General features: G+C 72.9%; 25 protein-coding genes and 1 tRNA gene. 19 read left to right on the forward strand and 7 right to left on the reverse strand.

Going from position 1 to position 25,790, the window contains the following annotated elements; genetic code table 11:
- Positions 1-7: 7 nt before the first annotated feature.
- Positions 8-2,149: an acyltransferase family protein gene (locus ABD948_RS19780; protein ID WP_345271286.1), complete on the forward strand. Its 2,142-nt coding sequence runs from the start codon at positions 8-10 to the stop codon at positions 2,147-2,149.
- Here ABD948_RS19780 and mnhG read toward each other — a convergent pair whose 3' ends face one another.
- The 7 genes from mnhG to ABD948_RS19815 form a co-directional block, all read right to left on the reverse strand.
- Positions 2,150-2,515: a monovalent cation/H(+) antiporter subunit G gene (gene mnhG / locus ABD948_RS19785; protein WP_345271291.1), complete on the reverse strand. Its 366-nt coding sequence runs from the start codon at positions 2,513-2,515 to the stop codon at positions 2,150-2,152. It abuts the gene before it with no gap.
- Positions 2,512-2,838 carry an MrpF/PhaF family protein gene (locus ABD948_RS19790; RefSeq protein WP_345271299.1) on the reverse strand — a complete coding sequence of 109 codons (327 nt, stop codon included), beginning with the start codon at positions 2,836-2,838 and terminating at the stop codon, positions 2,512-2,514. The genes mnhG and ABD948_RS19790 overlap by 4 nt, the downstream gene beginning before the upstream one ends.
- Positions 2,835-3,392: a Na+/H+ antiporter subunit E gene (locus tag ABD948_RS19795; protein WP_345271314.1), complete on the reverse strand. Its 558-nt coding sequence runs from the start codon at positions 3,390-3,392 to the stop codon at positions 2,835-2,837. Before ABD948_RS19795 ends, ABD948_RS19790 begins: the two co-directional genes overlap by 4 nt.
- A complete protein-coding gene (locus ABD948_RS19800) occupies positions 3,389-5,113 on the reverse strand; it encodes a Na+/H+ antiporter subunit D (RefSeq protein ID WP_345271320.1) in 1,725 nt (574 codons plus the stop codon). The genes ABD948_RS19795 and ABD948_RS19800 overlap by 4 nt, the downstream gene beginning before the upstream one ends.
- Positions 5,110-5,577, reverse strand: a complete 468-nt coding sequence (locus ABD948_RS19805) for a Na(+)/H(+) antiporter subunit C (protein ID WP_345271327.1) — start codon at positions 5,575-5,577, stop codon at positions 5,110-5,112. Before ABD948_RS19805 ends, ABD948_RS19800 begins: the two co-directional genes overlap by 4 nt.
- Positions 5,574-8,504 carry a Na+/H+ antiporter subunit A gene (locus ABD948_RS19810; protein ID WP_345271331.1) on the reverse strand — a complete coding sequence of 977 codons (2,931 nt, stop codon included), beginning with the start codon at positions 8,502-8,504 and terminating at the stop codon, positions 5,574-5,576. Before ABD948_RS19810 ends, ABD948_RS19805 begins: the two co-directional genes overlap by 4 nt.
- Positions 8,505-8,707: 203 nt before the next feature.
- Positions 8,708-8,780 (reverse strand) — tRNA-Arg (locus ABD948_RS19815).
- Positions 8,781-8,881: 101 nt separating this feature from the next.
- Here ABD948_RS19815 and argS point away from each other — a divergent pair.
- The 18 genes from argS to ABD948_RS19905 all read left to right on the forward strand — a co-directional run bounded on the left by argS (position 8,882) and on the right by ABD948_RS19905 (position 25,767).
- Positions 8,882-10,582 carry an arginine--tRNA ligase gene (gene argS / locus ABD948_RS19820; RefSeq protein ID WP_345271336.1) on the forward strand — a complete coding sequence of 567 codons (1,701 nt, stop codon included), beginning with the start codon at positions 8,882-8,884 and terminating at the stop codon, positions 10,580-10,582.
- Positions 10,583-10,593: 11 nt separating this feature from the next.
- Complete coding sequence (gene lysA / locus ABD948_RS19825) at positions 10,594-11,991, forward strand: diaminopimelate decarboxylase (protein ID WP_345271341.1); 1,398 nt, start codon at positions 10,594-10,596, stop codon at positions 11,989-11,991.
- Positions 11,991-13,289, forward strand: coding sequence for a homoserine dehydrogenase (locus tag ABD948_RS19830; protein ID WP_345271351.1), 1,299 nt, complete (start codon positions 11,991-11,993; stop codon positions 13,287-13,289). The genes lysA and ABD948_RS19830 overlap by 1 nt, the downstream gene beginning before the upstream one ends.
- A 41-nt stretch (positions 13,290-13,330) precedes the next feature.
- Positions 13,331-14,392 (forward strand): threonine synthase, encoded by a 1,062-nt coding sequence (gene thrC, locus ABD948_RS19835; RefSeq protein ID WP_425576670.1) that lies wholly within the window; start codon positions 13,331-13,333, stop codon positions 14,390-14,392.
- A 4-nt stretch (positions 14,393-14,396) separates the two neighbouring features.
- Positions 14,397-15,308: a homoserine kinase gene (gene thrB / locus ABD948_RS19840; protein WP_345271362.1), complete on the forward strand. Its 912-nt coding sequence runs from the start codon at positions 14,397-14,399 to the stop codon at positions 15,306-15,308.
- Between the two features lie 227 nt (positions 15,309-15,535).
- On the forward strand, positions 15,536-17,518 hold the full coding sequence (gene rho, locus ABD948_RS19845; protein ID WP_345271368.1) for a transcription termination factor Rho: 1,983 nt from the start codon (positions 15,536-15,538) through the stop codon (positions 17,516-17,518).
- A gap of 1 nt (position 17,519) precedes the next feature.
- Positions 17,520-17,915 carry a response regulator transcription factor gene (locus ABD948_RS19850; protein WP_345271374.1) on the forward strand — a complete coding sequence of 132 codons (396 nt, stop codon included), beginning with the start codon at positions 17,520-17,522 and terminating at the stop codon, positions 17,913-17,915.
- Positions 17,916-18,145: 230 nt separating this feature from the next.
- Positions 18,146-18,361 (forward strand): 50S ribosomal protein L31, encoded by a 216-nt coding sequence (gene rpmE / locus ABD948_RS19855; RefSeq protein WP_345271384.1) that lies wholly within the window; start codon positions 18,146-18,148, stop codon positions 18,359-18,361.
- Between the two features lie 110 nt (positions 18,362-18,471).
- Positions 18,472-19,548: a peptide chain release factor 1 gene (gene prfA / locus ABD948_RS19860; protein WP_345271394.1), complete on the forward strand. Its 1,077-nt coding sequence runs from the start codon at positions 18,472-18,474 to the stop codon at positions 19,546-19,548.
- A 2-nt stretch (positions 19,549-19,550) separates the two neighbouring features.
- Positions 19,551-20,423 (forward strand): peptide chain release factor N(5)-glutamine methyltransferase, encoded by an 873-nt coding sequence (gene prmC, locus ABD948_RS19865; RefSeq protein ID WP_345271404.1) that lies wholly within the window; start codon positions 19,551-19,553, stop codon positions 20,421-20,423.
- Complete coding sequence (locus tag ABD948_RS19870; RefSeq protein WP_345271416.1) at positions 20,420-21,199, forward strand: L-threonylcarbamoyladenylate synthase; 780 nt, start codon at positions 20,420-20,422, stop codon at positions 21,197-21,199. The genes prmC and ABD948_RS19870 overlap by 4 nt, the downstream gene beginning before the upstream one ends.
- Before the next feature lie 5 nt (positions 21,200-21,204).
- Positions 21,205-22,365 (forward strand): glycosyltransferase family 4 protein, encoded by a 1,161-nt coding sequence (locus tag ABD948_RS19875; protein WP_345271429.1) that lies wholly within the window; start codon positions 21,205-21,207, stop codon positions 22,363-22,365.
- A 79-nt stretch (positions 22,366-22,444) separates the two neighbouring features.
- A complete protein-coding gene (locus ABD948_RS19880; RefSeq protein WP_345271432.1) occupies positions 22,445-22,897 on the forward strand; it encodes a hypothetical protein in 453 nt (150 codons plus the stop codon).
- A gap of 33 nt (positions 22,898-22,930) precedes the next feature.
- Entirely contained in the window at positions 22,931-23,185 is a 255-nt protein-coding gene (locus tag ABD948_RS19885; protein ID WP_345271436.1) for a hypothetical protein, read from the forward strand.
- A gap of 76 nt (positions 23,186-23,261) precedes the next feature.
- Positions 23,262-24,089, forward strand: coding sequence for a F0F1 ATP synthase subunit A (gene atpB / locus ABD948_RS19890; RefSeq protein WP_345271442.1), 828 nt, complete (start codon positions 23,262-23,264; stop codon positions 24,087-24,089).
- Between the two features lie 72 nt (positions 24,090-24,161).
- Complete coding sequence (gene atpE, locus ABD948_RS19895; protein ID WP_056908071.1) at positions 24,162-24,365, forward strand: ATP synthase F0 subunit C; 204 nt, start codon at positions 24,162-24,164, stop codon at positions 24,363-24,365.
- 34 nt (positions 24,366-24,399) lie between these two features.
- Positions 24,400-24,954, forward strand: a complete 555-nt coding sequence (locus ABD948_RS19900; protein WP_425576648.1) for a F0F1 ATP synthase subunit B — start codon at positions 24,400-24,402, stop codon at positions 24,952-24,954.
- Positions 24,955-24,963: 9 nt separating this feature from the next.
- Positions 24,964-25,767, forward strand: coding sequence for a F0F1 ATP synthase subunit delta (locus ABD948_RS19905; RefSeq protein WP_345271450.1), 804 nt, complete (start codon positions 24,964-24,966; stop codon positions 25,765-25,767).
- Positions 25,768-25,790: the final 23 nt, after the last annotated feature.

Consider the following 25,790-nt stretch of genomic DNA (forward strand, 5'->3'; position numbering starts at 1 on the left):
CCCCGACGTGCGGAGCAGGGCGCAGAGCGTGATCCATGGGGGCTTCCGGGCCGACATCCAGGGCCTGCGCGCCCTCGCGGTGGGCCTCGTGGCGCTCGACCACGCGAACGTGGGCCCCTTCACCGGCGGCTTCGTGGGCGTCGACGTCTTCTTCGTGATCTCGGGCTACCTGATCACCTCGCTGCTGCTGCGCGAGGCAGACCGCTCGGGCACCGTCTCGCTGCGCGAGTTCTACGCCCGCCGAGCGCGCCGCATCCTCCCCGCGGCGCTGCTGGTGATCCTGGCGACCATCGCCCTGGCCGTGCTGTTCCTCGACGGCGGCGCCGCGCTGCTGGTGGGGGAGCAGGCGCTGTGGGCCACCTTCTTCGCGGCCAACGTGAAGTTCGCGATCGACAGCACCGACTACTTCGCCGCCGACCAGCCGGCCTCGCCGCTCCAGCACTACTGGTCGCTGGCGGTCGAGGAGCAGTTCTACCTCGTGTGGCCGCTGCTGCTCCTGGGCGTCCTGGTGCTGCTGCGGCGCCGGTTCGGCGGGCCGCACCGACCAGCGCTGCTGGTGCTGGTGGTCGCGGTCACGGCCTCCTTCGCCTGGTCGCTGTACGCCACCAGCACCAGCCCGCTCAGCGCCTACTTCTCCACGCCCGCCCGTGCGTGGGAGCTGGGTCTCGGGGCGCTGGCGGCAGCCGCGCTGCCCTGGATCTCGCGCGTGCGGCCCGGTGCGCTGGCCGCCGGCTCCTGGGTGGGGTTGGGCATGGTCGTGGTGGCCGCGCTCGCCTACACGCCCGCCACGGCGTTCCCGGGCTACGCCGCCGCCCTGCCCGTGGTCGGCGCGGTGCTGCTGATCATCGGTGGGGCCGGCTCCTCGATCACCACGTGGGGTCCGCAGCGGATGCTCTCGCTGGCGCCGCTGCGCGCCGTCGGCGACTGGTCCTACTCGCTCTACCTGTGGCACTGGCCGCTGATCATCGTCGCCGAGTACCGCTACGGCGAGGTCTCGGGCCTGCGCGGGGTGCTGGTGCTCGCGGTGGCCACGGTGCTCGCCGCGCTGACCTACCGGTTCGTCGAGACCCCCTTCCGGACCGCCGGGCTGCTCACCCGCCCCACCCGCGGTCGCACCCGCTCGTTGCTGCTCTACCCGGCCATGGTGATGGTGGTCGTGCCCTCGGTGGCCGCCGCCAACCACGTGGTGCGCGCCGGTCTGGACGACGGCGGCTCGGCGATCTCGACCGAGAACTACGGCCAGGCCGACGACGCCCCCACCGCCGACTTCAGCGAGGACCCCTACCGCGCACTCGTGCAGGCCTCGGTGCTCGCCGCGCGCAACGGCATGGAGGTGCCGGCCGGGCTGGACCCCGACCCGCTGGTGCTGAAGGAGAACATCCCGCCGCTCGGCGACTGCGAGTACTTCGGCGTCCCCACCGAGGAGCTGGGGCTCTGCCCGCGAGGCGACCTCGAGGGCGACAAGACGATGATCCTGATCGGGGACTCGCACGCCCGCCAGTGGATCCCCGCCCTGGAGCGCATCGCCGAGCAGCGCGGCTACGTGGCCTACTTCCTGGTGCGCGAGGGCTGTCCCGCCGTCGACCAGACGCCGTGGCTGGCCAACGGCACGGGGCCCAACGAGGCGTGCGCGGAGTTCCAGGACTGGGCCGCCGAGCAGGTGCGCGAGATGCGTCCGGAGATCACGCTGATGGGCACCGACGCCAACGAGCGCGGGTACGCCGACGAGAACGGCGAGCAGGTGGTCGACGACGCCGGCGTCGAGGCGATGGTCGAGTCCGGCATGGAGGCGCAGATCGAGCGGATCCAGCCCTACAGCGGTCGCACGGTCATCCTGGGGGACCCGCCGATCCACGAGATCAGCCCGGTCAAGTGCCTCACCGAGCGCGACCCCACCCTGCGCGGCTGTCTCTCGCCGCCCGAGGAGCGCTCGATCGTGATGGCCGACGCGACCCGCCGCGCCGCCGAGGCCACGGGGGCGGAGTTCCTCGAGACCGAGCAGTGGTTCTGCTGGGACGACGTGTGCCCCACCGTCGTCGGTGACCTGGTGACCCATCGCGACGTCGAGCACATCTCGATGCCCTACTCGGAGTACCTGGCCCCCGAGATCGCCCGCAAGCTCGACCTCGGCGAGGTCACGCCCCCCTGATCAGGGCGCGCCGCGCGGCTCGCGCCAGTCGGGGGTCTGCTCCTGCTCCAGCTCGTCGACGACCAGCAGGTCGCGGCGCAGGTGGCCGGCGCGGTAGGCCGCCCTGGCCACCATGTGGCTGGCCACCACGCTGGTGGCCATCTGGGTGATCGCCACGAGCAGCAGCAGGCCCAGCACGGCGGGCTGGCGCAGGCACAGGGCGGTGCCGGTCAGGGCCAGCAGCAGCCCGATCACCTGGGGCTTGGTGGCCGCGTGCATGCGGCTGAGCAGGTCCGGCAGGCGCAGCACGCCCAGGGCGGCGACGAGCGCGAACCCCGCGCCGGTCAGCAGCAGCACGCCGCCCACGACGTCCAGCACGGTGCTCACCGCCCCTCACCCCGCGTCTCGTCACGGGCTTCGCGCTCGGCGTCCTCACCGTCCACGTCGTCGCTGCCGCTGGCGAACCGGGCGATGCTCACCGCACCGACGAACCCGGCGGTGCTCAGCGCCAGCAGCACCGGCAGGGCGTAGACCTCTCCGGTCGCGACCGTCACGAGGCAGACAGCCACGATGGTCAGGGCCATGACGACGTCGAGGGCCACGCTGCGGTCCAGGATGGTCGGGCCGATGGTCAGCCGGGTCAGCAGCGGCACCAGTGCCACACCCAGCAGCACGGCGGCAGCGGCCAGCAGCACCTCCAGCGCGCTCACCGGGTCACCACCTCCTCGTCGGGCACGAACGCGGCCAGGAACCGCTCCTCGACCAGGCGCGCCTGCGCCCGGTAGCGCTCGACGGCCTCCGCGTCGGGGGTGTCGAGCACGTGCAGGTAGAGGGTGTGCGTGGAGCGGCGCGCCTCCACGACCACCGAGCCCGGCACCAGCGAGAGGATCGAGGCGATGCCGGTGAGGGCGAAGTCCGAGGTGGTGCGCAGCGGCAGGGCCACGACGGCGTTGCGCAGCGGTGCGCGGCGCACCACCACCCACGAGACCTCCAGGCTGGCGCGCACCACCGAGGCCAGGAAGACCACGACCAGCCGCAGCAGCGGCCAGGGTCGCACCCGTGCGTGCAGCCGCACCGGCGGCAGCGGGAAGGCGAGGCAGGCGAGCACCGCCACGATCACGCCGGAGAGCACGAGCTTCACGCTCACCGACCCCCACAGCAGCAGCCACGCGACGGTGAGCCACGCGACGGCGGCCGGCTGGACGGCGCGGTGGCGCGCCGGTCGCGTCGACCCGTCGCGCCGGGTGCGGGTGCGCGGGCTCACGGCGCCCCCTCGGGCAGCACGGCCTGCACGTAGGCGGTGCGGTCGAGCAGGTCGTCCGCGGCGCGGTCGGTGTAGGCGAAGAGCGGGCCCGCCACCACGGTGAGGGCCACGCTGAGCGCCACCAGGCCTGCCGTGGGGCCGACCATGCTGATCGGCATCGTGCGGGTGTCCTCACCGGCCTCGATCAGCTGGTGCAGGTCGCGCACGGGGGTGTCCTCGTCGCGCAGGGCGCGGACCTCCTCGAGGTCGGTGCTGGACACCAGCCCGCCGGGGCTGTCGGGGTGGTGCGACCGTGCGGCACCGGCCCCCCGCGCCCGGCGGCGGCCCCGCCCTCCTCCCTGCTCCTGCTCGGCGGCCTCGGCGACGACCGAGCCGGCCTCCTGCCACGCCTCGTGCGCCTGCTCCGGGGTGCGCCAGAAGGCCACGGCCCACGTCTTGGCGACGGCGTAGAGGGTGAGCAGGCTGGTGACGACGCCGCCGGCGACCAGCACCCAGGCCAACCAGGTGCCCTGCTGCTGGGCGCCCTGGAGCAGGCCGACCTTGCCGATGAACCCCGAGAACGGCGGGATGCCGGCCAGGTTCATGGCCGGGATGAAGAACAGGACGCCGAGCAGGGGCGCGAGCCGCGCCAGGCCGCCGATGCGCAGCAGCGAGGTGCTGCCCGCGCGGCGCTCCACGAGGCCCACCACCAGGAACAGGGCGGTCTGCACGGTGATGTGGTGGACGATGTAGAAGATCGTCCCCGAGACCCCGGCCCGGTTGGCCAGCGCGATGCCGAGCACCAGGTAGCCGATGTGGCTGACGAGCGTGAAGGAGAGCATGCGCTTGATGTCGGACTGCGCGATGGCGCCCAGGATGCCCACGAGCAGGGTGAGCAGCGCCGCCCACAGCAGCAGTCCGGTCAGGGGGCTCTCCGGGAACAGCAGCGTCTGCATCCGCAGGATCGCGTAGACGCCGACCTTGGTGAGCAGGCCGGCGAAGACCGCGGTGACCGGGGCGGGGGCGGTCGGGTAGCTGTCGGGCAGCCAGAACGAGAGCGGGAAGACCGCCGCCTTGATGCAGAAGGTGGTGAGCAGCAGCAGCTGCAGCATCAGCGAGACGTGGTCGGGCAGGTCGGCGATGCGGTCGGCCAGGTGGGCGAGGGTCAGGGTGCCCGTCGCTGCGTAGACCACCGCGATCGAGATCAGGAACAGCATCGAGGAGAGCAGGTTGACCAGCACGTAGATCGTGCCGGCGCGCACCCGCGCGGCGGTGCCGCCCAGGGTCAGGAGCACGTAGCTGGCGAAGAGCAGCATCTCGAAGCTGACGAAGAGGTTGAACAGGTCACCGGCCAGGAAGGCGTTGGCGACGCCGGCGACCAGCACCAGGAAGGTCGGGTGGTAGACCGAGAGCGGTGCTCCCTCGTCGTCCTCCGTCATGCCCTGACCGATGGAGTACAGCAGCACCGCGAGGGTCACCAGGGCGCTGATGAGGAGCATCAGAGCTGCGAGCCGGTCGGCCACGAGCACGATGCCGAGCGTCTCCGGCCAGCCACCCACCCACTGCACCTGCGGCCCCGAGCGGTCGGCCTGCACCAGCAGCACGCCGGCCACGCCCACGATGGCGAGCAGCACGGTGATGCTCACCCAGCGCTGGATCCGGGGGTGCTGACCCAGCACCAGCGACAGCCCGGCGCCCAGCAGGGGCAACGCCACGGGCAGTGGCACGAGAGCGCTGGTCATCGCTCGGCCCTCCTGTCGTCCGGTGCTGGGGCGCCCTGGCGCGGGTCGTCGCCCTCGGGCTCGGTGTCGGTGACCGCCGAGTAGGCCTCCGAGGTCACGTCGGCGTCGGCCAGACGGCGGATGGTGGCGTCCTCGACGTCGTCCTGGACGTCGTCGTGGCCGTTGAGCTGCCAGCTGCGATAGGCCATCGCGAGCACGAACGCGGTCGTGGCCAGCATGATCACGATCGCCGTCAGGACCATCGCCTGCGGCAGGGGGTCGGCCAGCGGCTCGGTGGGCGCGGTCTCGTCGAGGACCGGCGCCGCGCCGTTGCGCCCCCCGGCCACCAGGAAGCTGAGGCTGACGCCGTTGCCCATCACGACCAGACCCACGAGCACCCGCGACAGGCTGCGCTCGAGGATGAGGTAGGTGCCGCAGCCCATCAGGCCGGCGGCGATCAGCACGAGGGCGAGGTTGACGCTCACGGGGCGCTCACCTGCGCCTCCGGGGTCGTGGCCTCGGTCTCGGCCTCGCGCCGCTCGCGGACCAGCTGCCGGTCGATGTGGGAGCCCAGCGCGCGCAGCAGGTCGAGTGCCAGACCCACGACCACCAGGTACACCCCCACGTCGAACAGCACCGAGGAGACCAGGTGCAGGTCGCCGACCAGCGGCACGTGCACGTCCACGACGGCGCTCTGCAGCACCGCGCCGCCGACGGCGATCGGCAGCAGCGCGGAGACCGCCGCGACCACCAGGCCGGCGCCGATGAGGCGGCCGGCGTCGACCGGCGCGGCCTCGTCGAGCTCGTACCGGCCGCCGGCGAGGTAGCGGATCACCAGCGCCAGACCGGTGACCATGCCGGCGGCGAATCCGCCGCCGGGCTCGTTGTGGCCGGCGATGAGCAGGTAGATCGAGAAGACGATGACGGTGTGGAACAGCAGGCGGGTGACGACCTCGAAGATGATCGAGCGGTTCTCGGGCGCCATGGTGCGGGGGGCAGGCAGCCAGGCGCGGCGCCCCGGGCGGGTGGCCTGCTTCGCGACACCGGCGGGGTAGGGGATCTCGTGGACGCGGCGGATCCCGGCGCCGCGGTGGCGCACGAAGACCAGGCTGGCCACGCCGGTGGCAGCCACGACCAGCACCGCGATCTCGCCGAGCGTGTCCCAGGCGCGCACGTCGACCAGGATGACGTTGACGATGTTCTCGCCGCCCCCGTAGTCCAGAGCCTCCTGGGGCATGGTGGCCGAGACCGGCGTCGCCGTGCGCGCGCCCGCGGCCACCAGCATGAAGCCGGCGCCGACGACGGCCACGCCGACGCTCAGGACCACGCGCCAGTAGCGCTGGCGGCTCAGCGGGCGGTCGGTGAAGTACTCGGGCAGCCGGCGCAGCGCGAGGGCGAAGATGACGACCGTGATCGTCTCGACCAGCACCTGGGTGAGCGCCAGGTCGGGTGCGCCCTGCATCACGAACAGCAGCGCGGTGCCGTAGCCGGTGGCCCCGGCCAGCAGCACCGCCCGCAGCCGGCGTCGCGACCGGACCGCCATGACCGCCGCGACCAGCACGCCCACGCCGACGGGCACCTGTGCCGGCAGGTCCCAGGCACGGACGGTGATGTCGCGCCACCCCTGCAGCAGCGTGGAGCCCGGCAGCAGGACGACGACCAGCAGGATGATGCCGAGGTAGGCCGCCGCCGAGCCGCGCTGCACCACGGCCGTCACCTCGACGGCGGCGCGGTCGAGCAGCCGGATCGAGGCGCGGTAGGCCCGCTCCAGGGAGAGGTCGTGGGCCAGTCGCGCCTGCCAGCGCTCCACGGGGGTCCGCGCGGCCACCAGCAGCACGCCCCCGAGGATCGCGACGACGGTGGCCAGCAGCGGGAGGCCCACGCCGTGCCACAGCACCAGCTCGGGCTCGTGGGCGCCCACGGGGAGGGTGCCGCCCACCCCGCCCAGGGCGCGGGTCAGCGGCCCACCGGCGAAGCCGAGCGCCACGCAGCCGAGAGCCAGCAGCACCGGGCCGGCGACGAACCCGGCTCGGGGCGGCCTGACGGGGGAGGCGGGCGCGGCGGGGGAGCGGTCGGCGTCGACCTCTCGGGTGCCGAAGGCGCCCCACACGAAGCGGGCGGAGTAGGCGACGGTCAGGGCCGAGCCCAGCACGGTGCCGGCGAGCAGCGGCCAGCCGGCGGCTCCCTCGAGCCCGGTGCCGTCGCCCTCGGCGGCCACGTCGACCAGCGCGACGAAGACCGACTCCTTGGCCAGGTAGCCCAGCAGTGGCGGCAGCCCCGCCATCGAGGCCGCTGCCACCGTGCCGGCCACGGCGACGACCGGCATCCGCTGCCGCAGGCCGGTGAGCCGGCGCAGGTCGCGCGTGCCCGCGCACCGGTCGATGACGCCGACGACGAGGAACAGCGTGGCCTTGAACAGCGCGTGCGCCAGCAGCAGCGCGATGCCCGCGACGAGGGCGCTGCGCGAGCCCACGCCGACCACGAGCACCAGGAAGCCCAGCTGGCTCACCGTGCCGTAGGCCAGCAGCAGCTTGAGGTCGTGCTGGCGCAGGGCGCGCACACCGCCGAGGAGCATGGTGGTGAGCCCGAGGACCAGCAGCACGGGACGCCACCCCGGTGTCGCGGCGAAGGCCGGCGCCAGCAGGGCCACCAGGTACACGCCGGCCTTGACCATGGAGGCGGCGTGCAGGTACGCGCTGACCGGGGTGGGGGCGGCCATCGCGCCGGGCAGCCAGAAGTGGAACGGCACGAGGGCCGACTTCGAGATCGCCCCCACGAGCAGCAGGTGGACCGCCACCGTGACGGCCGCGCCGGAGGGCGGGTCGGCCAGGATCTGGCTGATCCGGTGGGTGCCGGCCTCCTGGCCGAGCACGATGGCGCCCACCAGCATCGCCAGGCCGCCGAGCGTGGTGACGATCAGCGCCGTCAGCGCGGACTGGCGGCTGGAGCGCCGGGTGGGGTCGTGGCCGACGAGCAGGAACGAGAAGACCGTGGTGGCCTCCCAGAAGACGTAGAGCAGCAGCAGGTCGTCGACCAGCACCAGCCCCAGCATCGCGGCCATGAAGGCCACCAGCACGCCCGCGAAGCGGGGCACGCCCACGCTGTCCGCGTGGAAGTACCAGCCGCAGTAGGCCAGCACGACGGCGCCGATGCCGAGCACCACCAGGGCCATCACCCACTGCAGGGGGCCCAGCTGGAAGGCCAGGTCCATCCCGATGCTGCCCACCCAGGGGTGGACCTCCTCGAGCGGGTCGCCGTCGAGCACGCGCGGGCCCTGGGCGGCGATCCACACCGCACCCGCCAGGGGCGCCAGGGCGATGACGCCGAACGCGCGGCGGCCGAACCGCAGCAGCGCCCAGGGGCAGGCCGCCGCCACCACGAGGAGGGCAGCGACGAGCAGCAGCAAGGGCACGACCTTCGAGCGAGCGAGGCGGGGAGAGGCGTCCGGCGACGCCGTGCCGCGGGTGGGGCGGCACCGCCCACAGTACCCACGGCGACCGCGGCCGACGCCGGCGCGCGGCGGCGTACCCGGGGTCGTGCGGTGCACGTCACAGGCACCGTCAGGGATGTGGGACAGCGGTGCACGTCGCAGCGTGCTGCTGCGCGGCTGGTGGGTGCCTCCGGCAGGATTCGAACCTGCGGCACCTGGTACCGGAAACCAGTGCTCTATCCCCTGAGCTACGGAGGCATCGGCTCGTCGTCCCCGGCGGGGTGCGTCGATCCGGGTGCGGACACTACCGGTCGCCACTGGTGAGGGGGAAACCGGAGGCCGCCGATAGGCTGACCGGCGTGAATCCGGCCCAGCTCTCCAGCGCCGTCGTCGAGGCGCTCGGCGCCCTCGTCGACGAGGGCGCGCTCGCGTTGCCCGACGGCGTGCCCGCCGAGGTGACGATCGAGCGTCCCCGCGAGAAGGGGCACGGCGACTACGCCACCAACGTGGCGCTCAAGCTGGCCAAGCGCGCCGGCACCAACCCGCGCGCGCTCGGTGAGCTGCTGGCGCAGCGGCTGCTCGCCCACGAGGGCATCGCCGCCGCCGAGGTGGCCGGCCCGGGGTTCCTCAACCTGACCGTGGCCGCCGACGCCCAGGGTCGCGTGGCCGCCGACATCGTGGCCGCGGGCGCGGCCTACGGCGACACCGCCACGCTGGCCGGCCAGGCCATCGACGTCGAGTTCGTCTCGGCCAACCCGACCGGGCCGCTGCACCTGGGCCACACCCGCTGGGCGGTGCTCGGCGACGCCATCGGCCGCGTGCTGGCAGCGGCGGGTGCGACCGTGACGCGCGAGTTCTACATCAACGACCGCGGCGTGCAGATGAACCACTTCGCCGACTCGATCATCGCCGTGGCCCAGGGGCGCCCGGTGCCCGAGGGCGGCTACCACGGGGCCTACGTGCACGAGCTCGCCGCCGCGGTGGCCCAGCAGCACCCCGGGGTCTTCGAGGGGCCCGACGACTCCGCGGAGGAGCGCCGCGTCGCCGTCCGCGAGGCCGGCTACGCCCTGCAGCTGAAGGCCCAGCAGACCTCGCTGGCGCGCTTCAACACCCACTTCGACACCTGGTCCTCCGAGCGGGCCCTGCACGAGTCGGGCTCGGTGCCCGAGACCCTCACCCGGCTGACCGAGCTCGGTCACGTCTACGAGGAGGCGGGCGCGCTGTGGATGCGCACCACCGACTTCGGTGACGACAAGGACCGGGTGCTCATCAAGTCCGACGGCGAGCTCACCTACTTCGCCTCCGACACCGCCTACTACCTCGACAAGCGGGCGCGCGGCTTCGACCGCTGCATCTACCTGCTGGGCGCCGACCACCACGGCTACGTGGGCCGGCTGCGCGCCATGGCGGCCTGCGTGGGCGACGACCCCGACCAGACCCTCGAGGTGCTGATCGGCCAGCTGGTCAAGATCATGCGCGACGGCGAGGAGCTGCGGCTCTCCAAGCGGGCCGGCACCATGGTCACCCTCGACGAGCTCGTCGACGAGATCGGCACCGACGCGCTGCGCTACTCCCTGGCCCGCTACCCGGCCGACTCCCCGCTGGTGCTCGACGTCGCCGAGATCACCCGCGCCTCGGCCGACAACCCCGTCTACTACGTGCAGTACGGCCACGCCCGCACCTGCGCGCTGATGAACAACGCCGCCCAGCTGGGCGTCACGCTGCCTGGCACGGACGCGAGCGAGGCTGTCGACGCCTTCGACCCGGCGTTGCTGAGCCACGAGCGCGAGCGCGACCTGCTGCGCGCCCTGGCGGACTTCCCCCGGGTGGTGGCGAGCGCCGCCGAGCTGCGCGAGCCGCACCGCATCGCGCGCTACCTGGAGGACACCACCTCGGCGTTCAACAAGTGGTACGACACCCGCGAGTGCCGGATGCTGCCCCAGGGCGAGGAGCCCGTCGGCCCCCTCAACCGTGCGCGGCTGCTGCTCGTCGTGGCCAGTCGCACCGTGCTGGCACGCGGTCTCGACCTGCTCGGGGTCACCGCCCCCGAGCGCATGTGAGGGGTGCCGCGATGACGCACGAGGCCGGCTGGGCGCACGCGCCCGGTGCCCTGCGCGGCCCCTCGTGGCTGCGCGAGCCCGTCGACCCCAACGCGCTGGTGCCTCACCTGTGGTCGGCCACCGCTCACAAGGACGCCTCCGGCGACCTCGTGGTGGGCGGCGTCGCCCTGCCCGACCTGGCCGCGGAGTTCAACACCCCGGCCTACGTGCTCGACGAGGCCGACTTCCGGGCCCGTGCCCGCGCCTTCCGCGAGGCGTTCGCCGAGTACGACGTCTACTACGCGGGCAAGGCGTTCCTGTGCACGGCGGTCGCGGGTTGGATCGCCGAGGAGGGGCTGCACCTCGACACGTGCTCGCCCGGCGAGCTCACCGTCGCCCTGCGCGCGGGCGTCGACCCGGCCATGGTCGGCTACCACGGCAACAACAAGAGTCTGCCCGAGCTGCGCCGCGTCGTCGACGCCGGCGTCGGCCGCGTCGTCGTCGACTCCTTCGTCGAGATCGAGCGACTGGCCGCGGCCGCCGCCGACCTCGGCCGCACCCAGACCGTGATGGTGCGCGTCACCGCCGGCGTCGAGGCGCACACCCACGAGTACATCGCCACCGCCCACGAGGACCAGAAGTTCGGCTTCTCGATCACCTCCGGCGACGCCTTCGAGGCCGTGCGGCGGGTGCTGGACGCCGAGCACCTCGAGCTGGCCGGCCTGCACTCCCACATCGGCAGCCAGATCTTCGACTCCTCGGGCTTCGAGGTGGCCGCGCGACGCGTGCTGGCGCTCCACGCCCGGGCGGCGGCCGAGCTCGGCGTCGAGCTGCCCGAGATGGACCTGGGAGGCGGCTTCGGCATCGCCTACACCACCCAGGACGACCCCGCCGAGCCGGCGCGGCTGGCCGCGGAGATGACCGCGATCGTCGAGCACGAGTGCCGTGCGCTCGGGCTGGCACGGCCGCGGCTCTCCATCGAGCCCGGCCGGGCGATCGCCGGGCCGGCGATGTGCACGGTCTACACCGTCGGCACAGTCAAGCCCGTGCGCCTGGACGGGGGAGCGGTGCGCACCTACGTGAGCGTCGACGGGGGCATGAGCGACAACATCCGCACCGCCCTCTACGACGCCGACTACTCCTGCACCCTCGCCGGCCGTCGCTCCGAGGCGCCGCCGGTGCTGGCACGCGTGGTGGGCAAGCACTGCGAGGCCGGCGACATCGTGGTCAAGGACGAGTTCCTGCCCGGCGACGTCACGCCCGGGGACCTGGTGGCGGTGCCCGGCACGGGCGCCTACTGCCGCTCGATGGCCTCCAACTACAACCACGCGCTGCGTCCGCCGGTGATCGCGGTGCGGGACGGCGTCGCGCGCGTGCTCGTGCGACGCGAGACTGAGGACGACCTGTTGGCGACGGACGTGGGTGCGTGATGAGCGAGGGTGGGCCCGTGCTGCGGGTGGCGGTGCTGGGCTGCGGATCGGTGGGCTCCCAGGTGGTGCGGCTGCTCCAGGAGCAGGCCGAGGACCTCGCGGCCCGAGTGGGCGCGCCGGTCGAGCTGGCCGGCGTGGCGGTGCGCCGCATCGACGCGCCGCGCGAGGTGGAGGTGCCCCCGGGGCTGCTCACCACCGACGCCGCGGGCCTGGTGGCGCGTGACGACGTCGACCTGGTGGTGGAGGTGATCGGCGGCATCGAGCCCGCGCGGTCGCTCATCCTGAGCGCGCTCGAGCACGGCGCCAGCGTGGTGACGGCCAACAAGGCCCTGCTGGCCGAGGACGGCCCCACGCTCTTCGAGGCCGCCGAGAAGGCCGGACGCGACCTCTACTACGAGGCGGCGGTGGCCGGGGCCATCCCGATCCTGCGGCCCCTGCGCGAGTCGCTGGCCGGTGACCGCGTGACCCGGGTGCTGGGCATCGTCAACGGCACCACCAACTTCATCCTCGACAAGATGGACTCCACCGGCGCCGGCTTCACGGAGTCGCTCGAGGAGGCCCAGGAGCTCGGCTACGCCGAGGCCGACCCCACGGCCGACGTCGAGGGCTTCGACGCCGCCGCCAAGGCCGCCATCCTTGCCAGCTTGGCGTTCCACACCCGTGTCACCGCCTCCGACGTGTACCGCGAGGGCATCGCCGACGTCACCGCTGCCGACGTCGCCTCGGCCGCCGACATCGGCAGCGTGGTCAAGCTGCTGGCCATCGCCGAGCTCAACGACGACGCCGTCAGCGTGCGCGTGCACCCGGCGATGATCCCGCGCAGCCACCCCCTGGCCAGCGTGCGCGAGGCCTACAACGCGGTGTTCGTGGAGTCCCAGGCCGCCGGCCAGCTGATGTTCTACGGTCCGGGTGCCGGCGGCGCGCCGACCGCGTCGGCCGTGCTCGGCGACCTGGTCACCGTCGCCCGCAACCACCTCGCCGGCAGCCGCGGCGTGGGGGAGTCGGCCTACGCCCAGCGCGCGGTGCTGCCGATGGGGGAGACCCGGACGCGCTACCACGTGGCCATCGACGTCGACGACCGCGCCGGCGTGCTCGCCACCGTGGCGATGGCCTTCTCCGAGCACGGGGTGAGCATCCAGACCGTGCGCCAGGAGGGCCGCGGCGCCGACGCCCAGCTGGTGGTGGTGAGCCACGAGGCCACCGACGCCCAGCTGAGCGCGACCGTGGAGCAGCTGCGCGGCATGGAGATCGTCCGCGAGGTCACCTCGGTGATGCGCGTCGAGGGGAGAGACGAGTGAGCAGCCAGGAGCAAGCCGCTGCGGCGGGCCGGTTCACCGGCGTGCACCAGTGGCGCGGCGTCATCGAGGAGTACCGCGAGCTGCTGGAGATCCCGGCCGGCGTCGAGGCCGTCACGCTGCGCGAGGGCGGCACGCCGCTCGTGGCCTCCGAGTGGCTCTCGGGGGTCACCGGCGCCGAGGTCTGGCTCAAGGTCGAGGGCAACAACCCCACCGCCTCCTTCAAGGACCGGGGCATGACCACCGCCATCTCGGTCGCCAAGCACGACGGCGCCCAGGCCGTGGTGTGCGCCAGCACCGGCAACACCTCGGCCTCCATGGCCGCCTACGCCGCCAAGGCCGGGCTCAAGCCCCTCGTGCTCGTGCCCGAGGGCAAGATCGCCGCCGGCAAGATGGCGCAGGCGATCCTGCACGGAGCCCAGGTGATCATGGTCCGCGGCAACTTCGACGCCTGCCTCGCGCTGGCCCGGCAGCTGGCGTGGGACTACCCCGTCGAGCTGGTCAACTCCGTCAACCCGGTGCGCCTGCAGGGTCAGAAGACCGCTGCCTTCGAGGTCGTGGACTTCCTCGGCGACGCGCCCGACCACCACCTGCTGCCGGTGGGCAACGCCGGCAACATCGCCGCCTACTGGCTCGGCTACACCGAGTACCAGCGGCTCGGCCGCTCGACGCGGCTGCCGCAGATGCGCGGGTTCCAGGCCGAGGGCGCCTCCCCGCTGGTCACCGGGGAGCCGTTCCCCGACCCCGAGACCAAGGCCACGGCCATCCGCGTGGGCAACCCGGCCTCGTGGAAGCTCGCCGAGGCCGCCGTCCACGAGTCCGAGGGCCGCTTCGCCGCCGTCACCGACGAGCGGATCCTGGCCGCCCAGCGCGAGCTGGCCTCCCGCGACGGCGTCTTCGTGGAGCCCGCCTCCGCGGCCGGGGTGGCCGGCGTGCTGCAGGACGTCGCCGCGGGTGTCAGCTACGCGGGCACCCGGATGGTCGTCACGGTCACCGGCCACGGGCTCAAGGACACCGTGACGGCGCTCGAGGGCATGGGCCCGGTGGTCGACACCGTGGTGGACGCCGACGTGCGTGCCGCCGCGGCCGCCGCCGGCCTGGCCTGACGCGGTGGGCGACGTCGTCCGCGGGCCGGTCCGCGTCTCGGTCCCGGCCACCTCCGCCAACCTCGGCCCCGGCTTCGACTCGCTCGGGCTGGCGCTCGACCTGCGCGACGAGCTCGAGGGCGAGGTGCTCGCCCAGGGGCTCGAGGTCGAGGTGCACGGGGCCGGTGCCGAGCAGGTGCCGCGCGACGAGCGCCACCTGGTGGTCCGCGCGATGCGGGTGGCCTTCGAGGTGCTCGGCGTCGAGCCGCCCGGGCTGCGGCTCACCTGCCACAACGTCGTGCCGCACGCGCGGGGCCTGGGCTCGAGCTCCGCGGCGATCGTCGGAGGGCTGGCACTGGCGCGGGCGCTGGTGACCGACGGCGCCGAGCGGCTCGACGACCAGGCGCTGGTCGCCCTCGCCACCCGCATGGAGGGGCACCCCGACAACGTCGCCCCCGCGGTGCTCGGTGGCTTCGTCATCAGCGGGACCGACGACGACGGCCGCGCGTACGCCGTGCCGTCGGCGGTGGCGCCGGATCTGGAGACCGTGGTGCTGGTGCCCGCCGATCCGGTGAGCACCGAGATGGCCCGCGGCCTGCTGCCGGCCACGGTGCCGCACGCCGAGGCCGCCGCCGACGCGGGGCGCGCAGCCCTGCTGGTGGCCGCACTGGCCGGGCGACCCGACCAGCTCCTGCGCGGCACCCGCGACTACCTGCACCAGCACTACCGGCGCCCCGCCATGCCGGCCTCGCTCGACCTGGTCGAGGCCCTGCGCAGCGATGGGGTGCCCGCCCTCGTCTCCGGCGCCGGGCCCACCGTGCTCGCCTTCGTCGGCGTGGGCGCTGCGGTGCCGGCCGAGGCTGTGCTCGCGCGCTGTCCGCAGGGGTGGACGGCCCACCACCTGGCCGTCGACCGCCGCGGCGTCCTCGTCGTCTGAGCGCCCGCGCGCTGCGTGGTCGGTGCGCCGGACGGCGCGTCAGCCGGGTGGTACTGTGGCGCCGCGCCGGCGCTCTGCCCGGCGCCGCACCGTCTCGGCGATCTGGCGGTCGGTGCGCACGACGTTCATCCGGAGCCCTCGTCCCGTCCTCCCGGTCGTGCACGATCACGTGTCCCACCGGGCCTGCCGCACGGGCCGCACTCCCTCGCAGCCGTCAAGGACCCACGTTGACCGACACCCTCGACACCCCGTCCCGCAAGCGTGGCGGAGGTCTGAGCTCCCTGCTGCTCGCCGACCTGAAGAAGCTCGCGGGTGACCTCGGCATCGCCGGGTCGGGCTCGATGAAGAAGGCGCAGCTCGTGGACGCCATCAAGGCCCACCAGTCGGGCGGCCAGTCGGGCGGCCAGTCGGGCGGCCGGTCGGGCGGCTCGAGCCGTCCCGAGGGCGAGCGACCCGCCCAGGCGCCGGCCGCGCCGGTGAGCCCCGAGCCCGAGCGTTCCACCGACCGACCCGCACGCACCCGGGTCCGCGACCGGGCCGACTCCGCGGCGGCGGCCCAGGCCCCGCAGGACAGGCCGCAGGACGCGCCGCAGGTCAGGAAGGACAAGCAGTCCGACCAGGCCGACGCCCCGCAGGGCAACCAGCCGACGCAGGGCAACCAGGCCAAGCGGGACAACCAGGTCAAGCAGGACAACCAGCCCAAGCAGGACAACCAGCCCAAGCAGGACAACCAGCCCAAGAAGGGCAGCCGGCCCCCGCAGGCCAACCAGCAGGCCGACGCGAAGCAGGCCGATGCGAAGCAGGCCGACGCGAAGCAGGCCGACACCAAGCCGGGCAAGCAGGGCCAGAACGGCCAGAACGGCCAGGGCAACCAGAACGGCCAGGGCAACCAGAACAAGCAGCAGCCCGAGGCCAAGAACAACCAGAGCAGCCAGAGCAACCAGAGCAACGACGCGGAGGACGACGACGAGGACGGCGGCAGCCGCCGCAACCGTCGGCGCCGCGGCCGTGACCGCAACCGGCCGGTGGCGGCGGGACAGCGGGGGAGCGAGCCGGACACGACGATCCTCGAGGACGACGTGCTCGTGCCGGCGGCGGGCATCCTCGACGTCCTGGACAACTACGCCTTCGTGCGCACCAGCGGCTACCTGGCCGGCGCCGACGACGTCTACCTCTCGCTGTCGATGGTCCGCAAGTTCGGCCTGCGCCGCGGCGATGCCCTGGTGGGGCAGGTGCGCCAGCCCCGGGAGGGCGAGCGCAAGGAGAAGTTCAACCCGATGGTGCGCATCGACAGCGTCAACGGTGCCGAGCCCGACCAGGGCCGCACCCGCGTCGACTTCGACAAGCTGACGCCGGTCTCGCCGGCCGACCGGCTGCGGCTGGAGAACGAGCCGGCGAACCTGATCGGCCGCGTCATCGACCTGGTCGCGCCGGTGGGCAAGGGGCAGCGTGGCCTCCTGGTGGCGCCGGCGGGCGCTGGCCGGACGCGGGTGCTGGCCTCGGTAGCGGCCTCGATCACCGCCAACAACCCCGAGTGCCACCTGATGGTGGTGCTGCTCGACGAGCGGCCCGAGGAGGTCACGGAGTTCGAGCGCACCATCAAGGGCGAGGTGATCGCCTCCACCTTCGACCGTCCGGCTTCGGACCACACGATGGTGGCCGAGCTCGCCGTCGAGCGGGCCAAGCGCCTGGTCGAGCTGGGCCACGACGTCGTGGTGCTGGTGGACGGGCTGACCCGGCTGGGTCGGGCCTACACCCAGTCGGTGCCGCCCTCGGGTCGCGCGCTGCCCGGTGGGGTCGACGCGGGGTCGCTGCACCCGATCAAGCGCTTCTTCGGTGCCGGTCGCAACCTGGAGAGCGCGGGCTCGCTGACGATGCTGGCCACGGTCGCCGTCGAGACCGCCTCCTCCACCGACGAGGCGATCTTCGAGGAGCTGGCCGGCACCGGCACCTGGCAGCTGCGGCTGCGCTCGGACCTCGCCGCGCAGCGCATCTTCCCGGCCATCGACCTGCGAGCCTCGGGCACACGGCGCGACGACCTGCTGCTGGGTGTGCAGGAAGCCGCCATCGTGGGGGCTCTGCGGCGTAGCCTGGTGGAGCTCGCGCCCGACCAGGCTCTCACCCAGCTGCTCGACCGCGTGCGTCGCACGCGCACCAACATCGAGCTGCTGACCCAGGTGGAGGCATCTGGGGCCGGGAAGGAAGTCTGACGTGGCGAAGATCGTGGTGGCCGACGACGACGTCGACATCCGGGAGCTGGTGGAGTTCAAGCTCGCCTCGATGGGTCACGAGATCGTCGCGGTGGCCGACGGCGCCGCCGCGGTCGACGCCTGCCGTGCCGAGCACCCCGACCTGGCGGTCCTCGACGTGATGATGCCGGGGGTCTCCGGTCTCGACGCCGTGCGCACCATCCGCGCCGACGCCGTGCTGGGCTCGCTGCCGGTGATCCTGCTGACCGCCCGCGCCCAGGAGTCCGACGTCGAGACCGGGCTGAGCTCGGGGGCCGACGAGTACATCACCAAGCCGTTCAGCCCCCGCGATCTCGCCGCCCGCGTCGACCAGCTGCTGGAGCGAGCAGCCGGACGCGGTCAAGCGAGCCGTGGCTGACCGAGGCACGAGGTCAGGCACCAGCGAGACGAGGTTGAGCAAGCCCCGCGACCGAGGAACGAGGTCGCGACGGGCGCGTCGAAACCCGGTGCGCCACCCAGCAGCACCCCACCCACCACTGGGAAGATTTCCGCCCCACCGCGGCGTTGACTAGCATGACCCGCTGGCTCCGGTTCACGTCCCACGCCCCGTGCGGACGACCCGGCGGCCGTCACCTGAAGGGAAAGCCCATGAAGAAGGACGTCCACCCGGACTACACCGAGACCCAGGTCACCTGCACCTGCGGCGCCTCGTTCACCACCCGCAGCACCTCCAGCTCGGGCACCATGCGCGCCGACGTGTGCAGCCAGTGCCACCCGTTCTACACCGGCAAGCAGAAGATCCTCGACACCGGCGGCCGCGTCGCCCGCTTCGAGGCCCGCTACGCCAAGGCTGCCAAGAAGTAGCACCGACCGAGCGCCGGCTCCCCGTCCACCGCGGCGGGGGCCGGCGCTCGTCGTGTCCCCAGCCACCACCTGCCAGCAGTCACCAGCCACCACCAGCCACAGGAGTCGCCGTGTTCGAGGCCGTCGAGGCGCTCGCCGCCGAGCACCGCGAGCTGGAGGGTCGGCTGGGGGAGCCCGAGACGCACGCCGACGCGCGCCTGGCCAAGCGGCTCAACCAGCGCTACGCCGAGCTCACCGCGATCGTGCGCACCCACGAGGAGTGGGTGCGCCTGGGCGACGACGTCGAGGCCGCCCGCGAGCTGGGGGCCGACGACGAGGCGTTCGCCGAGGAGGCGACGTCGCTGGCGCGGCGACGCGACGAGGTCGCCGAGAAGCTCCGGCGGCTGCTGGTCCCGCGTGACCCCGCGGACGACAAGGACACCCTGCTGGAGGTGAAGTCCGGCGAGGGCGGCGAGGAGTCCGCGCTGTTCGCCGGCGACCTGCTGCGGATGTACACCCGCTTCGCCGAGCAGCGCGGCTGGGCGGTGGAGATGCTGGACGCCGCCGAGTCCGACCTCGGCGGCTACAAGTCGGTCACGGTGGCGGTCAAGGCCCGGGGCGCCGTCGAGCCGGGTCAGGCGCCCTTCGCCCTGCTGAAGTTCGAGGCGGGCGTGCACCGCGTGCAGCGGGTGCCGGTCACCGAGTCCCAGGGCCGGGTGCACACCTCGGCGGCCGGGGTGCTCGTGCTGCCCGAGGCCGAGCAGGTCGACGTCGAGGTGCACGACAACGACCTGCGCATCGACGTCTTCCGCAGCAGCGGCCCCGGCGGCCAGAGCGTCAACACCACCGACTCCGCGGTGCGCATCACGCACGTGCCCACGGGCATCGTGGCCACCTGCCAGAACGAGAAGAGCCAGCTGCAGAACAAGGAGCAGGCGCTGCGCATCCTGCGTGCCCGCCTGCTGGCGGCCGCCCAGGAGGAGGCCGACGCCGAGGCCAGCGAGGCGCGCCGCAGCCAGGTGCGCACCGTCGACCGCTCCGAGCGCATCCGCACCTACAACTTCCCCGAGAACCGGATCTCCGACCACCGCACCGGCTACAAGGCCCACAACCTCGACCAGGTGCTCGACGGTGACCTGCAGCCGGTCATCGACAGCTGTGTCGAGGCCGACCTGGCCACGCGGCTGGCCGCCCTCGAGGACGCCTGAGCGTGGGCGCCCCGGAGCGCCGGACGCTGCTGCGCGAGGCTGCCCACCGGCTCGCCGCCGCCGGCGTCGCCAGTCCCGAGCACGACGCCGCCGAGCTGCTCGCCCACGTGCTGGGCACCTCGCGGGGAATGCTGGTGATGGTCGACCAGGTCGGCCCCGACCAGGTGGCGCGGTTCGAGGCGCTGGTGGAGCGCCGGGCCGGCCGCGAGCCGCTGCAGCACCTGACCGGCGTCGCCTGGTTCCGCACCACCTCGCTGGCGGTGGGGCCCGGGGTGTTCGTGCCGCGACCGGAGACCGAGCTGCTGGCCGGTTGGGCGATCGAGCAGGCCGGAGCGCTCGCCGACCCCGTCGTGGTCGACCTGTGCACCGGGTCCGGCGCCGTCGCGAAGTCGATCGCACAGGAGGTGCCGGCCGCGCGGGTGCACGCCGTCGAGCTGGACCCTGCCGCGCACGCCTGGGCCGAGCGCAACCTGGCGGGCACCGGCGTCGAGCTGCGACTGGGCGACCTGGCCACCGCGTTCGACCACCTGCTCGGCGAGGTCGACGTGATCACCTGCAACCCCCCGTACGTGCCCCTGGAGGCCTGGGAGTCGGTGGCGGTCGAGGCGCGTGACCACGACCCGCACCTGGCCCTGTTCTCCGGTCAGGACGGCCTGGACGCCATGCGCCTGCTCGAGCAGCGGGCGGCGGCGCTGCTGCGGCCCGGGGGAGTGGTGGGCGTCGAGCACGCGGAGGCCCAGGCGCAGAGCGCGCCGGCGGTCTTCACGGCGACCGGGCGGTGGGTCGAGGTGCGCGACCACCACGACCTGGCGCGACGACCGCGCTTCCTGACCGCTCGGCTCGCACCGGGTTCTGGCACGATGGCCGGGTCATGAGCCAGTCACCCGAGATGGAGTCCCCGCAGCCAGCCGACGAGGGGTCGGAGGAGCAGGCGCGCCTGCTGCCCACCGGCACCGAGGAGGAGCGCGAGGCCGCCGTGCAGGCAGCCACCCTCGCGGTCCAGCGCGGCCGCCTGGTCGTCATCCCCACCGACACCGTCTACGGCCTGGCCGCCGACGCGTTCGACCCCGAGGCCGTCGAGGACCTGCTGGCCGCCAAGGGCCGCGGGCGCGAGATGCCCCCGCCGGTGCTCATCAGCAGCGCCGGCACCCTGGACGCCCTGGCCACCCGCGTGCCCGACTACGCCCGCGCCCTGGTCGAGGAGTTCTGGCCCGGCCCGCTGACCCTCGTGGTGCACCAGCAGCAGTCGCTGCAGTGGGACCTCGGCGACACCCGCGGCACGGTGGCGGTGCGCATGCCCGACGACGACCTGGCGCGCGAGGTGCTCGAGCGCACCGGTCCGCTGGCCGTCAGCTCGGCCAACCTCACCGGCCAGCCCGCCGCCACGCAGGCGGCCGAGGCGGTGCGGATGCTCGGCGACGTCGTCGCGGTGGTGGTCGACGCCGGCCCCTCGCGCGGCGGCGAGGCCTCCACCATCGTCGACGCCACCGGCCCGCACGGGCGGGTGCTGCGCGAGGGCGCGCTCTCGCTGGCGCAGCTCAACGCCGTCCTCGAGCCGCTGGGCGCCACCATCACTCCCGAGGGTGCCGCCGGAGACACGGGCGAGGACGTGCCCCAGGACGAGGAGCCCCGGCCCGACCCGGCCGGGTAGCCCACGTGCGCGAGTACCTGCTCGTCTTCCTGGTGGCCGGCGCGGTCACCTACCTGCTGACCGTCGTGGCCCGCGAGATCGCGGTGCGCACGGGCGCCGTCGCCAAGGTGCGCGACCGCGACGTGCACGCCGAGCCGATCCCCTACCTGGGCGGCCTGGCGATGCTCGGCGGGCTCACGGCCGCCTACGCGGTGGCCACCCAGCTGCCGTTCCTCTCGCGCAGCCAGCCGTTCGTCTTCGAGGACGCGCGGACGGTGATCTTCGCGGGCGCGCTGGTGTGCGGCGTCGGGATGATCGACGACATCTTCGACCTCGACGCCCTCACCAAGCTGGGCGGCCAGGTGATCGCGGTGGGTCTGCTGGTCTACAGCGGCATCCAGTTCCGCTGGTTCTACGCACCGGACGGCAACCAGTTCTCCCTCGACCCCGCCCAGGGCGCGCTGCTCACCGCGCTGCTGGTCGTGGCCACCGTGAACGCGGTGAACTTCGTCGACGGGCTCGACGGCCTGGCCGCCGGCGTCATCGGCATCGGGGCGCTCTCCTTCTTCCTCTTCTGCTACCAGCTCACGGTGCTCAACCAGGTCACCCGGGCCACCACCGGGGCGCTGCTCTCGGCCGCGCTGGCCGGGGCGTGCGTGGGCTTCCTGCTGCACAACTTCCACCCCGCCCGGCTCTTCATGGGCGACTCGGGCTCGATGCTGATCGGGGTGGTGCTCTCGGCCACCTCGATCACCGTCACCACCCAGTTCGCCCTGCCCGACCTGGCCCAGGGGGAGGCGGGGGCACGGGCCAGCCTGGTCCCGATGCTGCTGCCGATCGCCCTGCCGATCCTGATCCTGATCGTCCCGATGGCCGACCTGGTGCTGGCGGTGCTCAGGCGCACCCGGGCAGGCCGCTCACCCTTCGCGCCGGACAAGCAGCACCTGCACCACCGGTTGCTCGAGATCGGGCACTCCCACCGCCGCGCGGTGCTGATCATGTGGCTCTGGGCGGCGCTGATCGCCTTCGGCACCGTGGTGGCCAGTCTCTACACGGGCCCGCGGATGTGGACGGCGCTCGGGGTCATGACGCTCGTGACGGTCGCCCTGACCTTCGTGCTGCCCGTGCTGCGCAAGCCGGTGCTGGTCGGCGACACGGTGGATTCGGAGCCTGCCGACACTTTGTGATAGTTTTCACGAGCGCGCCGGACGGACTCCCGACCGGCACCACGAGCGCCGACGACCACCCACAGAACGGCCGCCGACGATGACGACCGAGCAGACCCGACGCCCCCCGGGCGCCCCCAGTGGGGCGTGGTCCGCCCTGGTGCGGGCAGCCCTGGTGGCCGCGGTCGGCGGTCTGCTGGTCAGCGCGGCGGGATTCGTCCTGTCCGGCTCGTCGGCGGGTCTCGGAGCACTCGCGGGCACCGCGTTCGTGCTGGTCGTGCTGGTGGTCGGCGCCTTCGGCGTCCACTGGGTCTCGCGCACGATGCCCGCTGTCTCCCTGATGTTCGCCCTGCTCACCTACACCTTCCAGGTGGTGCTGATGGGGCTGCTGTTCGTGGTGCTGCAGAACTCCGGGGTGCTCGACGGTCCGCTGGACCGGACCTGGTTCGCGGCCACGATCATCGCGGGCACCGCCGTGTGGGTGGTGGCCCAGGTCGTGACCACCACCCGCCAGCGCATCCCGGTCTACGAGCTCACGGAGGCGGGTCGGTGATGACGCGCCACGACTGCTATCGTCCGGTTCGCCATGAGCCAGCCCGACACACCGCGCGGGGACCCCTGGATGGCGTTCGGGTACCTGACCTCGGGCGTCCTGCTCTACGGAGCGATCGGCTGGGGTCTCGACCGCTGGTGGGGGACCGGGTTCATGGTGGTCGTCGGCATCCTGCTGGGGGCGGGGCTGGGGCTCTACCAGACCTTCGCGCGCTTCCGGATGGTCGAGGAGGAGCCGAGCGCCCCTCCTCCCGATGCCCCCGGCAGCACGAGGCCAGCACAGCAGTGAGCAGCACCGTGATCAGCACCGTGAGCACCAGCAGAGCACGCACAGTCATGACGAACGCGACGAGCCAGGAGACCAGGTGAGCCTCATCATCAGCGCCGCCGACGGCGAGGGATTCACCCCCCCGGGACCCGCGGACTTCAACCTGCCCCCGATCTTCGAGTTCGGCAGCGGCACGGGGGAGTTCCTCGGACAGGCCTACATCCTCGGGATCACCAAGCCGATGGTGCAGATCGTCGTCGCCGCGATCCTGGTCTTCGTGGTCTTCTACGCCGCCTCGCGCAAGCGGGCCATGGTGCCGGGCAAGCTGCAGTTCGTGGGCGAGGAGGCCTACGGCTTCGTGCGCAACTCGCTGGGCCGCGACATCATCGGCAGCCACGACTTCCAGCGCTTCGTGCCCTATCTGTTCGCGCTGTTCTTCTTCATCCTGGTCAACAACCTCATGGCCTCGGTGCCGGGCTTCCAGTTCCCGACGTTCTCGCGATCGGGCATGGTCTACTCCCTGGCCATCATGAGCTGGGTCATCTACAACGCCGTGGGCATCCACAAGCACGGCTTCGTGGGCTACCTCAAGAACCAGTGCGTGCCGTCGGGCATCAAGGGCCCCATGCTCCTGCTGCTCGTGCCGCTGGAGTTCATGTCCAACATCCTGGTCCGGCCGGTCACCCTGGCGCTGCGTCTGTTCGCCAACATGTTCGCCGGCCACCTGCTGCTGATCCTCTTCGCCCTCGGCGGCGAGTACATCCTGCTGCACCTCTCGATCGCCTACGCGCCGGTCGGCATCCTCGCCTGGCTGCTGTTCATCGCCGTGGCGTTCCTCGAGCTGCTGATCCAGTTCCTGCAGGCCTACGTCTTCGTCCTCCTGAACGCCATGTACATCCAGGGCGCGCTGGCAGACGAGCACTGATCCATCCGCATCACCTGCTCCACTCGGGTCAACCGGACCCACCGAAGTAGGAACAACCGAAAGGAAATCGCCGTGGACGGCAACCTCAACATGATCGGTTACGGCCTGGCCGCCATCGGCCCTGGTGTCGGCATCGGCCTGATCTTCGCCGCCTACATCAGCGGCGTCGCCCGTCAGCCGGAGGCCCAGAGCCGCCTGCAGTCGATCGCCATCCTGGGCTTCGCGCTCGCCGAGGCGCTCGCGATCATCGGTATCGCCCTCGCGTTCGTCCTCTAACCCACCCGGCGCGCAGCACCCGGAAGGACCTGCCATGCAAGCACTGAACGCACCCACCGTGGTGCGGGCGGCCGAGGAGCTCAACCCCCTCATCCCGCACCCGATCGAGATCGTCCTCTCGGTCGTCGTGTTCGGCATCCTCTTCTTCGCCGTGAAGAAGTACGTCGTCCCGAACTTCGAGGCGACCTTCGCCGAGCGCACCTCGGCAATCGAGGGTGGCCTGGCCGCAGCCGAGACCAAGCAGGCCGAGGCCGACGCCAAGCTCGCCGAGCTGGAGAAGCAGCTCGCCGACGCACGGCACGAGGCCGCGCGCATCCGCGAGGAGGCGCGCGAGCAGGGTGCCGCGATCGTGGCGGAGATGCGGGAGCAGGCCCAGGCCGAGTCCACGCGCATCGTCGAGCACGGCAAGACGCAGATCGAGGCCGAGCGCCAGCAGGCGGTCACCTCCCTGCGGGCGGAGGTGGGCACCCTGGCCACCACGCTGGCCGGTCGCATCGTGGGCGAGAGCCTCGATGACGACGAGCGCCAGAGCCGTGTCGTCGAGCGGTTCCTGGCCGACCTCGAGTCCGGTACGCCGGGCCGGAACTGAGGGGGACTGATGGCCTTCCGAGGTGCTTCCGCCGACGCCGTCGCCGCATTGAGCGGCGAGCTGGAGACCATGGACCCGCGCGGTTCGGCCGACGTCGCCGGTGACCTGTTCACCGTGGCCGACACGCTGCGGGCCGAGGGTGCGCTGCGGCGCTTCGCCACCGACGCCTCGCTGCCGTCGGAGGCCAAGTCGGGCCTGGTGGGCGAGGTCTTCGGAGGCAAGGTCGACGAGGCGACGCTCACGGTGCTCCGATCGGCGGTGACCCGCCGCTGGACGGTCGGCCGTGACCTGCCCGACGCCCTCGAGCACCTCGGGGTGGTCGCGGTGGTGCGGTCGGTGGGCACCGACACCGGTCGCCTGGCCGACGAGCTCTTCGCGTTCGCGCAGGCCGTCAAGGAGAACCCCGAGCTGCGTGACGCGCTGGCCGACCCCGTGCGGTCCCCGTCCGACAAGCGGGTGCTGCTCGACTCCCTCCTGGGAGGCCGGGCACTCCCCGCCACGATCACGCTGGCCGGTCAGTCCCTCGCGGGCAGCCACCGCACCGTGACCGCCGCGCTCACCGAGTACCAGAAGGTGGTCGCGTCCGTGCAGTCGCAGGGTGTCGCCACCGTCCGGGTGGCGCGGCCCCTGCCCGACGCCGAGGTGCGTCGTCTGGGCTCCGCCCTGGAGGCGCAGTACGGCCACCCGGTCCACATCAACCTGCTCATCGACCCGTCGGTCATCGGCGGGATCCGCGTGGAGATCGGCGACGACGTCATCGACGGGACGGTCTCCAGCCGGCTCGACGACGCCCGACGTCGGCTCGTCGGCTGACCACCCGCTCACCCAGACACTCG

It is taken from the genome of Nocardioides nanhaiensis (assembly GCF_039542785.1).
GTDB lineage: Bacteria > Actinomycetota > Actinomycetes > Propionibacteriales > Nocardioidaceae > Nocardioides > Nocardioides nanhaiensis.

Excerpts from the sequence above, each read along its gene's own strand:
- ABD948_RS19800 (WP_345271320.1), bottom strand. The coding sequence starts at position 5,113 with ATGACCAGCGCTCTCGTGCCACTGCCCGTGGCGTTGCCCCTGCTGGGC.
- lysA (WP_345271341.1), top strand. The coding sequence starts at position 10,594 with ATGACGCACGAGGCCGGCTGGGCGCACGCGCCCGGTGCCCTGCGCGGC.
- ABD948_RS19830 (WP_345271351.1), top strand. The coding sequence starts at position 11,991 with ATGAGCGAGGGTGGGCCCGTGCTGCGGGTGGCGGTGCTGGGCTGCGGA.
- rpmE (WP_345271384.1), top strand. The coding sequence starts at position 18,146 with ATGAAGAAGGACGTCCACCCGGACTACACCGAGACCCAGGTCACCTGC.
- ABD948_RS19870 (WP_345271416.1), top strand. The coding sequence starts at position 20,420 with ATGAGCCAGTCACCCGAGATGGAGTCCCCGCAGCCAGCCGACGAGGGG.
- ABD948_RS19880 (WP_345271432.1), top strand. The coding sequence starts at position 22,445 with ATGACGACCGAGCAGACCCGACGCCCCCCGGGCGCCCCCAGTGGGGCG.
- ABD948_RS19885 (WP_345271436.1), top strand. The coding sequence starts at position 22,931 with ATGAGCCAGCCCGACACACCGCGCGGGGACCCCTGGATGGCGTTCGGG.
- ABD948_RS19900 (WP_425576648.1), top strand. The coding sequence starts at position 24,400 with ATGCAAGCACTGAACGCACCCACCGTGGTGCGGGCGGCCGAGGAGCTC.
- ABD948_RS19905 (WP_345271450.1), top strand. The coding sequence starts at position 24,964 with ATGGCCTTCCGAGGTGCTTCCGCCGACGCCGTCGCCGCATTGAGCGGC.